The organism is Phytohabitans sp. LJ34 (assembly GCF_052068095.1).
Lineage (GTDB): Bacteria > Actinomycetota > Actinomycetes > Mycobacteriales > Micromonosporaceae > Phytohabitans.
This window is the reverse complement of the sequence record NZ_JBQHDG010000011.1, coordinates 55546-67839: the sequence shown is the minus strand read 5'-3', so window position 1 is coordinate 67839 and position 12294 is coordinate 55546. Positions and strand designations below refer to the sequence as shown.

At 69.8% G+C, this 12294-nt stretch carries 9 protein-coding genes; 2 read left to right on the top strand and 7 right to left on the bottom strand.

Going from position 1 to position 12294, the window contains the following annotated elements:
- Nucleotides 1-4: 4 nt before the first annotated feature.
- The 5 genes from ACTMTJ_RS20460 to ACTMTJ_RS20440 all read right to left on the bottom strand — a co-directional run bounded on the left by ACTMTJ_RS20460 (nt 5) and on the right by ACTMTJ_RS20440 (nt 5224).
- Nucleotides 5-841 (bottom strand): carbohydrate ABC transporter permease, encoded by an 837-nt coding sequence (locus ACTMTJ_RS20460; protein ID WP_441218874.1) that lies wholly within the window; start codon nt 839-841, stop codon nt 5-7.
- Between the two features lie 8 nt (nt 842-849).
- Nucleotides 850-1800 (bottom strand): carbohydrate ABC transporter permease, encoded by a 951-nt coding sequence (locus tag ACTMTJ_RS20455; RefSeq protein WP_441218872.1) that lies wholly within the window; start codon nt 1798-1800, stop codon nt 850-852.
- A 22-nt stretch (nt 1801-1822) separates the two neighbouring features.
- Entirely contained in the window at nt 1823-3061 is a 1239-nt protein-coding gene (locus tag ACTMTJ_RS20450; protein ID WP_441218870.1) for a sugar ABC transporter substrate-binding protein, read from the bottom strand.
- Between the two features lie 137 nt (nt 3062-3198).
- Nucleotides 3199-4230, bottom strand: coding sequence for a LacI family DNA-binding transcriptional regulator (locus ACTMTJ_RS20445; RefSeq protein WP_441218868.1), 1032 nt, complete (start codon nt 4228-4230; stop codon nt 3199-3201).
- A 106-nt stretch (nt 4231-4336) separates the two neighbouring features.
- On the bottom strand, nt 4337-5224 hold the full coding sequence (locus ACTMTJ_RS20440) for a LysR substrate-binding domain-containing protein (protein ID WP_441218866.1): 888 nt from the start codon (nt 5222-5224) through the stop codon (nt 4337-4339).
- 71 nt (nt 5225-5295) lie between these two features.
- Between ACTMTJ_RS20440 and ACTMTJ_RS20435 the strand changes: the two genes are divergently transcribed.
- Both ACTMTJ_RS20435 and ACTMTJ_RS20430 read left to right on the top strand, forming a co-directional pair.
- Nucleotides 5296-6216: a dihydrodipicolinate synthase family protein gene (locus tag ACTMTJ_RS20435; RefSeq protein ID WP_441218864.1), complete on the top strand. Its 921-nt coding sequence runs from the start codon at nt 5296-5298 to the stop codon at nt 6214-6216.
- A gap of 634 nt (nt 6217-6850) precedes the next feature.
- Entirely contained in the window at nt 6851-10267 is a 3417-nt protein-coding gene (locus tag ACTMTJ_RS20430) for a galactose-binding domain-containing protein (RefSeq protein WP_441218863.1), read from the top strand.
- 48 nt (nt 10268-10315) lie between these two features.
- On the opposite strand, the gene ACTMTJ_RS20425 is transcribed toward ACTMTJ_RS20430, so the two are convergent.
- Both ACTMTJ_RS20425 and ACTMTJ_RS20420 read right to left on the bottom strand, forming a co-directional pair.
- Nucleotides 10316-11398, bottom strand: a complete 1083-nt coding sequence (locus tag ACTMTJ_RS20425; RefSeq protein WP_441218861.1) for an ABC transporter permease — start codon at nt 11396-11398, stop codon at nt 10316-10318.
- Nucleotides 11395-12288 carry an ABC transporter ATP-binding protein gene (locus tag ACTMTJ_RS20420; RefSeq protein WP_441218859.1) on the bottom strand — a complete coding sequence of 298 codons (894 nt, stop codon included), beginning with the start codon at nt 12286-12288 and terminating at the stop codon, nt 11395-11397. Before ACTMTJ_RS20420 ends, ACTMTJ_RS20425 begins: the two co-directional genes overlap by 4 nt.
- Nucleotides 12289-12294 lie beyond the last annotated feature (6 nt).

Here is a 12294-nt window from a genome sequence, read left to right as displayed (position 1 = left end):
AGAATCATTTACCGGCGCCGGCCGTCGTGCCCGCGGTGACGTATCGCTGGGCGACGACGAGCAGCACGATGGCCGGGATGGAGGAGAGCACGGCGGTGGCCATCACCGAGCTCCAGTCGTTGACGTAGGTCCCGATGTACGTGTAGAGCCCGAGTGTCACCGGGCGTACCTCCTCGGTGGTGGTGAGGGTGATGGCGAACAGGAAGTCCGCCCAGGAGAAGAGGAAGGTGAACAGGCCCGCGGTGATGATCGCGTTGCGGCTCATCGGCAGTGCGACGGAGACGAACGTGCGGACGTGGCCGGCTCCGTCGACCCGGCCGGCCTCCAGGACCTCCCGCGGGATGCTGGTCATGAAGGCGCGGACGATCAGGATGGCGAACGGGATGCCCGCGGTCGAGTCGGCGAGGATCAGGCCGGGGATCGAGTTGAGCATTCCCAGGTCGGTGTAGGCAGTGTAGAGCGCGTTCGCGATGACGATCCCCGGGATCATCTGTGAGATCAGGATTCCGAAGAGGAGCGCGCCCGCGAAGCGGACCTTGAACTGCGCCAGCGCGTACGCCGCCGGCATCGCGATCAGCAGGCTGAACACGACCGAGCCGAGCGCGACGGCCAGGCTCGTGACAAGGTTGCGGCCCTGCTGGCTGAGCGCGGTGGAGTAGCCGTCGAGGCTGAAGTCGAGCGGCAGCCACGGGGTGCCGACCGCCGAGCCGCTCGGCTGGAGCGAGACGTTGAGCATCCAGTAGATCGGAAACAGCAGGACGGCGAGGATGACGATTCCGGCGACCGTGCTGCCCCAGCCGGTCCGGGTCCGCCGGGCCGCGGGAGTTTTCGCTGTGGTCATGGCGGGGCTCATTCGTCCACGGCGCGCCGGTTGGCGCGCAGGTAAAGGATGGCGAACACCAGGGAGATCGCGATCAGGATGTTGCTGAGCGCGGCACCCTGGCCGAAGTCGAACTCCGTGAAGGACAGCCGGTACGACTGCGTGGCGATGGTCTGGCTGGCGTTGGCCGGGCCGCCGCCGGTCAGACCCAGGATCAGGTCGAGCACCTTGATGGTGTAGACCACCCCGAGCACCAGCACGACGCTCACCACCGGGCGCAGCAGCGGCCAGGTCAGGTAGCGGAACCGCTGCCATCCGCTCGCCCCGTCCAGCGCGGCCGCCTCGTACAGGTCCCGCGGGATGTCCTGGAGCCCGCCGTAGAGGATGGTCAGGTTGAACGGGACGCCGATCCAGATGTTCACGAGGATCACCGCCACGAGCGCCAGTGAGGTGCTGGTCAGCCAGCCGGGGTGGTCGGTCACGCCGATCGCGGCGAGAAACCGGTTGAGCGCGCCGTTGTCCTTGTCGAGGATCCACCGCCAGACCGCGCTGGAGACGATCAGCGGGATCAGCCACGGCACGAGCATCAGCGAGCGGAGCACGCCGTTGAGCGGGAAGTGGCGCCGGAAGAACACCGCCAGGGCGAGCCCGATGGCGAACTGTCCGGCGATCGAGCCGACCGTGAACAGGACGGTGTTCAGCATGGCCTTGCTGAACACCGGTGACGACACCACCTCGGAGTAGTTGGCGAACCCCACCCACGGCGCCTCGCCGGTGTAGAAGGTGCGTGTCGTGTACTCCTGGAACGCCATCAGGAAGTTCTTGACGATCGGGTAGCCGAAGAACGCCACCATGTAGATCACGGCCGGGGCCAGAAACAGCACCTGGACGGCGCGGTGCTGAAACCGGTATGCCTGCCAGAAACGTGGTGGTGCGGCAGCCTCGACGATCGACGGCGGCGGTGGATCTGCCTGACGCACCACAGTGGACCCTGGTCGACGCTCAACCATTCTGGGCCTGTTCGAGGGCCTTGGCCGGGGCGGCCTGTCCGGTCAGTGCGGCCTGCATCGCCGTGTAGATCTTCGTGGCCGCCTTCGGCCAGTCCGCGCCGAGCTCACCGGTGCGGGCCCGCGCGGTCGGGATCTGGTCGACGAAGCCGGCCATGTTCGGGTTGCTGGAGCTGAAGTTGGTCAGCAGCGCGGTCTTGGTGGGGATGGTCTGTGTGCCCGCGGCGATGCTGAGCTGGTTGGCGTCCGCGTTGAGGCAGCCGACGACCTTCGCGGCCTTGGCCTGCTTGTCCTTGTTACCGGTCTGCGGCACGGTCCACGTCTCACCGCCGAGCGGGGCGACGATCGGCTTTCCCGCGGCCGGTGCCGGAATCTTGACGACCTCGTACTTCAGGCTCTTGTCCTCGTCCAGGGTGGGAAACTGCCACGGCCCGTTGACCATCATCGCGGCCTTGCCCGCCCGGAACTGGTCGTTGACATCCGCCTGGGTCCAGTTGAGCGCGGACTTCGACACCGAGCCGTCGTTCATCAGGTCGACCCACAGCTGGAGGGCCTGCGCGGCCTCGGGCGTCGCGATGTTCTTCTCGTCGCCACCGTTGGACCACATGAACGGCAGGAACTGCCAGGTGCCCTCGTAGTTCGCCGGAGCCGAGAAGGCCAGCCCGTACGTGCCGCCGGCGGTCAGCTTCTTCGCCGCGGTACGCAGCTCCTCCCAGGTGGTCGGCGGGGTGACGCCCGCCTTGGCGAGCAGGTCCTTGTTGTAGAACAGCGCGATGGTGTTGGTGATCGGCTGTAGGCCGTAGAGCTTGCCCTCGTACGTCGACGCGCTGACCACGCCTTCGGCGTATCCGTCGGCCTTGAGCCCGAGGTCGTTCAACGGCACGAGGGCGCCGGTCTGGGCGATCTGCTGAAGGTCGGGGTTGTCCAGCATGAGAACGTCCGGAAGGGTCTTGGACGAAGCCTGCTGGAGCACCTTCTGGATCAGGGACGCGCCGGGCACCGCCTCGCGCTCGATGGTGACACCGGCCTCCTGCCCGCAGGCCTCGATGGCCTTCTGCCAGACCGTCCTCGCGGGTTCGTTGTTGTAGTAGTCGAGCACCCGCAGCGTCACGGAGCCGCCGCCACCGTCCGAGCCGCCGCCGGACCCTCCGCCGCAGGCACCGAGTGCGAGGGGCAGAGTGAGAATCGAGGCGAGGGCGGCCTGGGCTCGGCGGGATCGAGCAAAGCGGATCATTTGTCGAATCCTTTCCGGGATATGGGGTTCGCAGATCGAGGGAGGCTTGTCGATACGCATCGATTACGCGCCGCGCGAATCGGTCGATGCGCATCGACGGAGGGTGGTCGAGGGCCGGTGGCCGGGGCCGCCGGTGATCAGTTGGAGGGGGGTGGCAGCACGGTCGTACGACGGGTGAGTCGTGGCGCGACCAGGTCGATCGCGGGACGTTCCACCCCGGAACTCGGGTCGAGCAACCAGAAAAGCGTCTCCATCGCGCGCCGCGAGACGTCGCGTGGTTCCTCGGAGACATTCGTGTAGGGCGGATCGGACTCCTCGGCCTCACGGTCGGGGCTGATGCCGATCAGGGAGATGTCACGGCCGGGCACGACGTCCCGCTTACGCAGGGCGTGCATTATCGGCGCGATCGAATCGTTGTGCGGCACCAGCACGCCGAGACGTCCGCCGCTCCGCCGGGCGAGAAGCTGGTCGACCGCCTTCGCGGCGGCCTCCCGTCCACGCTCGACCGGTTCGATCACCGTCAGCGGAAGGCCGCGCTCGCGCGCCCACCGCCGCGCCGACCGCAGGACGCGGACGGCGAAGTTGAGGCCACGCTCCATCGCCGAGGCCGTGTAACCCACCACGACGATCTCGTCGTGCCCGGTGTCGGCCAGCTCCTCGACGGCGATCCGCGCCGCCGCCTCGAAGTCGAGGTCGACGCAGTGCAGCCCGGCCGGGTCGGCCGGGACACCGATGAGCACCACCGGAACCGACAGCGCCGCGGCCACCGGCACCCGGTCGTCCTGCTCCTCGATGTCCATCATGATGATCGCGTCGCACAGGGCGCGTCCGGCGAGGCGCCGCAAGCCCGCGGAGCCCTCGTCCGCGGTCACGAGCAGCACCTCGTGGTCGTGGGCGCGGGCCGAGCTGGCGATGGTCTCGATGAACGGCATCAACCCGAAAGTCTGGCCGCCGGCCCCGAAGGGCACGACCAGACCGACGACCTGGGTGCGCCGTCCCGCGAGAGCCCGGGCACCGGAGTGCGGCTCGTAGGTGAGCTGCTCCATCGCGTCCAGGACCCGCCGCCGGGTCCGCTCGGAGATGGGTCGCTTGCCGGTCATCACGTAGGACACGGTGCTCTGCGAGACACCGGCGATGCGCGCGACGTCCTTGCTGGTGAACGCCGCCATGACACCTCCCGGAGGAATTGTCGATGCGCATCGAGTCGTCGGTGCCCGTCAGGCTACGACGGCGGTCGTCCCAGCCACAAGACATCTCCCGGCAACATTCCTGCAATCAGCCGCGGAGGAACTCGAGGGTGGCGGCGTGCAGCGCGGCGACCACGGCCGCCACCGCCGGGTAGGCGGCCGCACCGCGGCGGTAGCCGATCCGGGTGCGCCGCCGGGTCGGCGCGGCGATCAGCCGTACGCCGGGATCTGGTGTGACCGCCGCGAGCTGGGGCACCAGCGCGACCCCCTGGCCGGCCGCGACAAGGGCGAGCACCGCACCGAAGTCGTCGACGTGGTGGCGGACCCGCGGCGTGAAGCCGGCGCCCCGGCAGACCCGGGACGCGACCTCGTGGCACAGCGTGCCGGGGCTGGCCAGGATCCAGGCGACGTCGCGGGCGTCGGCGAGCGTGGTGATCGGCGCGTCCGGCGCGACGGCCAGGTACACCGTCTCGTCCAGCAACGCCACCGACTCCAGCGCCGGGTCGGCGGCGGCCGGCACCACGTCGTAGTCGTGCAGCAGACCCACGTCGAGCCGGCGGTCGCGCAGCGCGCCGGGCACCGCGACCGGGTCGAGTTCGCTGACCGACAGTTCCAGCGCGGGATGGTCGCGGCCGAGCGCGACCAGCGCCGCGGGCAGCACCGTGCGTGCCGCGGTGGGATGGGCGCCGATGCGGATCAGCCCGGCGGGCCCGGACCGCACGGCGGCGAGCGCGGCGCTCGTCTCCTCCAGCGCGGTCAGCACCGTCGCGGCGTGGCGGACAAGCACCTGCCCGGCCGCCGTGAGCGCGACCCGGCGGCCGCTGCGCTGGAGCAGCGCGACGCCGGCCTCGCGTTCCAACGCCGCCAACTGCTGGGAGACCGCCGAAGGCGTATACGCGTGGACGGCCGCGACGGCGGCGATCGTGCCGAGCCGGTCCAGGTCGCTGAGCAGCCGCAGCCGTCGCGCGTCGAGCATTAGCTCAGGTTACGGATCTGTACAGAAATCGGAACTGGATCTTATGTGTGGCGGGCTCCAGGGTGGGACCCATGACGTTGACCGGTGTGTACGTCCCGCTGATCACTCCCTTCGACGAGGACGGGACGGTGGCCTTCGGGGCGCTGGAGACCCTCGCCCACGACGCGCTGGCGGCCGGCGCCGCCGGGCTGGTGGCCCTCGGCACCACCGCCGAGCCGAGCGCGCTGAGCACCGCCGAGCGCGCCGGGGTGCTGGACGTGCTGAACGCGATCTGCCAGCGACGCGGCGTACCGCTTTTGGCCGGGGCCAACACCGCCGAGGAGCTACGCACACTGCAAGGGCACCCGGCGGTGACCGCCTCGCTGTGCCTGGTGCCGCCCTTCGTACGTCCCGGCGAGGACGGCGTGGTGGCGCATTTCGCCGCGCTGGCGGTGGCGAGCCACGTGCCTATGGTGGTGTACCACGTGCCACACCGCACCGGGCAGGAGCTGTCCGCCGACGCGGTGCGCCGGCTGGCCGCCATCGACGCGGTGATCGGCGTCAAGTACGCGCCCACCGCCCTCGACGCCGACGCGGTCGATCTGATCACCGACCCGCCGGCCGGGTTCGCCGTACTGGCCGCCACCGACGTGCTGCTGTCGCCGATGCTCGCACTCGGCGCGCACGGCGCCATCGCGGCCTCCGCCCACCTGGCCACGGCGGACTTCGTCGCGCTGGACGAGGCCTGGCACGCCGGACGGACGACGCGGGGACGGACGCTGGGCCGCCATCTCGCGCGACTGTCCGCCGCCCTTTTCGCCGAGCCCAACCCCGCGGTGATCAAGGGCGTGCTGCACGCGCGGGGCCGCATCCCCAGCCCGCACGTCCGGCTCCCGTTGCTGCCGGCCGCCAAAGCGAGCGTCGATGCCGCGGCGCGCAGCCTGCTGAGCACCGCGTCGGCGGGCGTGCCACAGGCTGGCCAGCTTCCGCAGTCGGGGCGGCTTGGCCTCTGATCCCGATATAAACCAGAGGATTCGAGCTACCGCGATGTCCGCCGTGGTCCAGACCGTCGCTCCCGCGGCCTCACTCTTCGCGGTTGGTCGCGGTCACCCGCGAAGACCGCTCGGGGCTTGTCCCGCGGACCCGGCAGCGGACGGCCGGAGGTTTCGGCTCGCCCGCGAGCCGCCGGCCGGGAGCGGTGCCCGCGGGAGCATACGGTCCGCCGCTGACGCGGACGCGGGCAAATCCGCCTCGAAGGAACCTCACGACGGACGGCGACCCTGCCCCCGAAAGCTCTTCCGAAGGGGGCGCCCCGGCCAGTGTGGACAAAGGACCGGATGCACCATCGAGCGGGAACGATCCGCTAGCTTTTCAAGATTCCAATCAAAGTTGCAGATGTATCGACGTAAACATCTGGACACATCGACGAAAGTCACCTAGCGTGTCGCTCACGACAGTTGGCCATTCGGCGATGCCACGTCGGTCGCAAGGAGATCCGCGTTTCCCTCCGATGGGTGACGCCGGCATCGCCCTGACAACGTTGTCCCGCGTCGGGCCCTCGCCGCCGTTGCCCGTACCCCCGTTCAAGGAGAAACGATGGGCAGTTGGCAGCGATGGCGGCGTGGCCGCCACCCGAGAACATCCGTCATGTTGGCGCTGGCCACGGCGATGGCGGTCACCGCCGTGCCGTCCGGGGCGCAGGCGGCTCCACCACCGCAGGAGCCGGGCGTGACCTTGCGGGTCTACGACGTGCAGACACCGCTCAGCCAGCTCTGCGTCCTCAAGTCCGGGCAGACGCCCAATGTGGACAAGCTGATGCCCACGATCAACTGGTCGGCCGTCAGCGACTTCGGCTTCGACAACTTCTTCGTCGCGCACGTCCTCGGCAACATCAACATCAGTCAGGCCGGCAGCTACACGTTCCGGCTGACCAGCGATGACGGATCCCGGCTGTTCATCGACGACACCCTCGTCGTCAACCACGACGGCCTGCACGGCGCCACCCCGATGGAAGGCACCATCGATCTGTCGACCGGGTACCACTCGCTCCGGATCGAGCACTTCGAGCGCGAGGTCGATCAGCAGCTCACCCTGGACTGGCGGCCGCCGGGCGCGTCCGCGTTCACGCTCGTGCCCAACTCGGTACTCAGCACCGACGCCGGTGTCGTGCGGGTGACCGCGCCCGGCCGCAAGGAGTGCGAAGCCACCGGCGACTCCCCCGGCGACGGCCTCCAGCTCACCGGCGTGCATCCCGGCTACACCCTGACCAACCTGCGCCCGGCCAGCTTCCAGCCGAAGGTGACCGGCATGGACTGGCTGCCCGACGGCCGCCTCGTCGTCAGCACCTGGGGTGGCAGCGACGACTCCGGCACGTCCCAGGCGGGCGAGGTGTTCATCCTCGGCAACACCTCCGGGCCGGGCACCGTCACGGTCAAGAAGATCGGCGGCAACCTCAAGGAGCCGATGGGACTCAAGATCGTCGACGGCATCGTGTACGTCACCGAGAAACAGCGGCTGACCGCATTGGTCGACACCAACGGCGACGAGGTGGCCGACCAGTACAACACGATCGCCACGTGGCCGTACGGCGGGACGTTCCACGAGTTCGCGTTCGGCCTGCTCTACCGGGACGGGTTCTTCTACGTCAACCTCTCCGTGGGCATCGACTACGGCGGCGCGACGACCAACCCGCAACCCGCGGCCAACCGTGGCACGACCATCAGGATCAACCGGTCGACCGGTGCGGTGTCCTATGTGGCCGGTGGCCTGCGCACCCCGCACGGCATCGGCTGGGGTCCGGAAGACAGCGTCTTCGTCACCGACAACCAGGGCGGCTGGCTGCCGTCGTCGAAGCTGCTGCACGTCAAGCAGGACCGGTTCTTCAACCACTACATGAACCCGTCCGGCCCGTTCGACGGCAACCCGCCCACCGCGCCGGTGCTGTGGATGCCGCAAAACGAGATCGCCAACTCGCCCAGCACGCCGGTGCTGCTGCCGAACGGCATCTTCGCCGGGCAGATGGTCATCGGTGACGTCACCTACGGCGGCCTCCAGCGGGCGTTCCTGGAGAAGGTCAACGGGGAGTACCAGGGCGCCCTGTTCCGGATGACCCAGGGCCTGGAGGCCGGCGTCTCGGAGGTCAACGTCGGCCCCGACGGTGCCATCTACGTCGGCGGGCTCGGCGCCGGCGGCAACTGGGGCCAGACCGGCAAGCTCACCTACGGCCTGCAAAAGCTGACCCCGAACGGCGCCAACCCCTTCGACATGCTGGCGATGCGGGCGTTGCCCAACGGGTTCGAGATCGAGTACACCCAACCGCTGTCGGCCGCGACGGCCACCGCCCTGGCCACCAAGTACCGGGTCAAGCAGTGGCGCTACGTGCCGACCGCGGCGTACGGCGGACCGAAGGTCGACGAGGAGACCCTGGCGGTCAGCTCGGCCACCCTGTCGGCGGACGGCAAGAAGGTCACCCTGGCGATCAGCGGTCTCAAGGCCGGCCGGGTGGTGCACATCCGGTCGCCCAAGCCGTTCAGCGCCGCCAACGGGCAGTCGCTGTGGAGCACCGAGGTCTGGTACACCCTCAACGCCATCCCGGGCCAGCAGGCCGCCACCAACCTGGCGCTGGGCAGGCCGGCCACCGCGGACAGCTCGTGCGCGACCACCGAGGGCCCGGCGAAGGCGGTCAATGGCACCGTCACCGGCGGCAACCTCGACAAGTGGTGCTCGCAGGGCGCCAGCAAGTGGCTCCAGGTGGATCTCGGCTTCACCCAGACGGTCAGCCAGTTCGTGGTCAGGCACGCCGGCGCCGGCGGTGAGAACACCGCGTGGAACACCCGCGACTTCACCATCCAGGTCAGCACCAACGGCACCGCCTGGACGACCGTCGCGACCGTCACCGGCAACACGGCCAACGTCACCACCCACAACATCACCGCCACCCAGGCCAGGTACCTCCGCCTGAACGTCACGGCGCCGAGCAGCGACGGAAACACCGCGGCCCGGATCTACGAGTTCGAGGCGTACGGCTCGGCGGCGCCACCGCCGACGAACCTCGCGCTGGGCCGGCCGGCCACCGCGGACAGCTCCTGCAACGCGAACGAGGGCCCGGCTCAGGCGGTCAACGGCAGCACCACCGGCGGCAACACCGACAAGTGGTGCTCGTCGGGCGCGACCAAGTGGCTCCAGGTCGACCTGGGCGCCACCCAGACGGTCAGCCAGTTCGTGGTCAAGCACGCCGGCGCCGGCGGCGAGAACACCGCCTGGAACACCCGCGACTTCACCATCCAGGTCAGCACCAACGGCACCGCCTGGACAACCGTCGCGACCGTCACCGGCAACACGGCCAACACCACCACCCACAACATCACCGCCACCCAAGCCAGGTACGTACGGCTGAACATCACCGCACCGACCAACAACACCGACACCGCGGCCCGCATCTACGAGTTCGAGGCGTACGGCACCGGCTCGAACCCCGGACGCGTGGTGCTGTTCGACGGCTCCAATATGGACAACTTCGTCAGCGGCAACGGTGGCGCGGTGACCTGGCCGCTGGGCAACGGCGGGGTCGAGGTGCTCGGCGGCGACATCCGCAGCCGGCAGAGCTTCGGCGACTTCCGGCTGCACATCGAGTTCTGGCTGCCCAACCTTCCGCCGGACGTCACCGGGCAGGCCCGGGCCAACAGCGGGATCTACCTACAGGACCGCTACGAGCTCCAGGTGCTGGACTCGTGGGGCGACACCACGCCGGCCAACGACGAATGCGGCTCCATCTACGGCAAGCTGGCGCCGTCCGTCAACGCGGCCACCGCGCCGCAGACCTGGCAGACCTACGACGTCACCTTCCGCGCCGCCCGCTTCAACGCCTCCGGCGTCAAGACCGAGAACGCCCGCGTCACGGTCGTGTGGAACGGCGTCACCATCCACAACAACGCCCAGATCGACGGACCCACCGGCGCCGGCGCGCCCGAGGGGCCGTCGGTAGGCCCGATCCGGCTACAGGACCACGGCGACCCGGGCCCGAACCTGTACTACCGCAACATCTGGGTGGAGCCGATGACCTGACCCCGTCGGGAGGCGGCGCGTCCCAGCGCGCCGCCTCCCCCAAGGTGGTCAGCCGGGCAGTCGGGCCGCCTCGCGGTCCCGCCAGGCGGTCGCCATCTTCGTGCGGCCGTTGGTACGCAGCAGCGAGCCCTCGTAGATCCTGGCTCCCACGAGCACCATCGCCGCCGAGGTGAGGGCCAGCAGCGCCAGTGACAGCACCGGCTCCCAGCCGGCGGCCTCCCCGTCGAACAGTCGGGCCGGCATCGCCGTCGGCGAGGACAACGGCAGGTACGACAGAAGCTTCATCACCGGCGCGTTGTCCTGTAGGACGATCACGGCGAAGAACGGCAGCATCATCGCGATCTGGACGGGCATCGACGCGCCGGCGATGTCTTCCTGGCGGTTGACCAGCGCGCCGACGGCCGCCCACAGCGCCGCCAGCATCACGAAGCCGAGAACGAAGAACGGGATGAACCACCCGATCGCCGGGCCGAGCAGCGACAGCAGGTTGTCCGGCGCGTCGCCGAACTGGACGCCGACGACGCCCACCGCGGCGATCAGCGCGATCTGCCCGAACGCGAGCACGGTGCCGCCGACGACCTTGCCGGCCAGCAGCACGCGTACCGGGATGGTCGCGACGAGGATCTCCACCACGCGGGTCTGCTTCTCCTCGGTGATGCTCTGGGCGATCTGGAGGCCGAACGTCAGCGAGGTGATGAAGAAGACGAACGCGAACGCGTACGGGACGAGGAACGCGAGCGTCTCGTTGACGGCTTCCGGGTCGAGCAGCTCGACGGGCGGTTGCGCACTGAGCGCCTCCACGACGTCGGAGGGCGCTTCTTCCATGGCCAGTACCCGCGGGCCGGCGACCACGGCCGCGTCGACGTCACCGTCGCGGACCAGCCGCTCGGCCGCGGCGTCGTCGGCGACGGTACGGACGTCAAGACCGGCGTCGGCCAACGCGGTCGCGGCCGGGCCGGGGGCGGCGGCCACCGACGACGCGTCGTCGCCGCCGTCGAGGAGTCCCGGCAGTACCGTCGCGGCGATCACGACGAGCAGGAAGATGGCCGTACTCACGAGGAACGTCTTGTCCCGCAGCTTGACCCGGATCTCCCGGGCGGCGACAAGGCGCACGGTGTCGAACGTGGTCATCGGGCGACCTCCCGGAAGATCTCGGCCAGCGACGGGGAGACGGGGCTGAACGCGCGTACCGGCCCGCGGTCGAGCGCCGCCCGCAACACGGACTGCTCCTCGACCCCGGCGTCGAGGTCGAACACCGCGCGCGGCCCGTCGAGGTCGACCATGGTCACGCCGGGCTGGTCGCGCAGCCACCCGGCGTCGCCGTCGACCCGGATCTCGTACCGGGGAAGGGCGTACGCCGCCCGGAGCTCGTCCCGGCGGCCGGCGGTGAGGACGGCGCCGTCGCCGATGATGACAAGGTCGTCGCAGAGTCGCTCGACCACGTCGAGCTGGTGGCTGGAGAACAGCACCGGTACGCCGCGAGCGGTCTGCTCGCGCAGCACGGCCACCACGGTGTCCACGGCGATCGGGTCGAGGCCGGAGAACGGCTCGTCCAGGACCAGCAGCTCCGGCCCGTGCACCAGCGCGGCCGCGATCTGGGCCCGCTGCTGGTTGCCCAGCGACAGCTTCTCCAGTTGCTCGTCGGCCCGCTCCCCGATCCCGAGCCGGTCGAGCAGGCCCGTGATGTTCCGCGCGACCGTGCCGGCGGCGAGGCCGTGCAGGCGGCCGAGGTAGGTCAGCTGTTCCCGGACGGTCATCTTGGGGTAGAGGCCGCGCTCCTCCGGCATGTAGCCGAAGCGCCGCCGGTCGGCCCGGGTGAGCGGGGCGCCGCCCCAGGTCACCGTGCCGGAGTCGGCGGCGAGTACGCCGAGGATGATCCGCATGGTGGTCGTTTTGCCGGCGCCGTTGGCGCCGACGAAGCCGGTCAGCCGTCCCGGTGCCACGTCGAACGTGACGTCCTTGAGCGCCTGCCGCTCGCCGAAGGCCCGGTTCAGCCCGTCGAGACGCAGCAACTGTGTCATGCCTCG

Coding starts and splice junctions, on each gene's coding strand:
- ACTMTJ_RS20460 (WP_441218874.1), bottom strand. CDS start 841: ATGACCACAGCGAAAACTCCCGCGGCCCGGCGGACCCGGACCGGCTGG.
- ACTMTJ_RS20450 (WP_441218870.1), bottom strand. CDS start 3,061: ATGATCCGCTTTGCTCGATCCCGCCGAGCCCAGGCCGCCCTCGCCTCG.
- ACTMTJ_RS20445 (WP_441218868.1), bottom strand. CDS start 4,230: ATGGCGGCGTTCACCAGCAAGGACGTCGCGCGCATCGCCGGTGTCTCG.
- ACTMTJ_RS20440 (WP_441218866.1), bottom strand. CDS start 5,224: ATGCTCGACGCGCGACGGCTGCGGCTGCTCAGCGACCTGGACCGGCTC.
- ACTMTJ_RS20435 (WP_441218864.1), top strand. CDS start 5,296: ATGACGTTGACCGGTGTGTACGTCCCGCTGATCACTCCCTTCGACGAG.
- ACTMTJ_RS20430 (WP_441218863.1), top strand. CDS start 6,851: ATGTTGGCGCTGGCCACGGCGATGGCGGTCACCGCCGTGCCGTCCGGG.
- ACTMTJ_RS20425 (WP_441218861.1), bottom strand. CDS start 11,398: ATGACCACGTTCGACACCGTGCGCCTTGTCGCCGCCCGGGAGATCCGG.
- ACTMTJ_RS20420 (WP_441218859.1), bottom strand. CDS start 12,288: ATGACACAGTTGCTGCGTCTCGACGGGCTGAACCGGGCCTTCGGCGAG.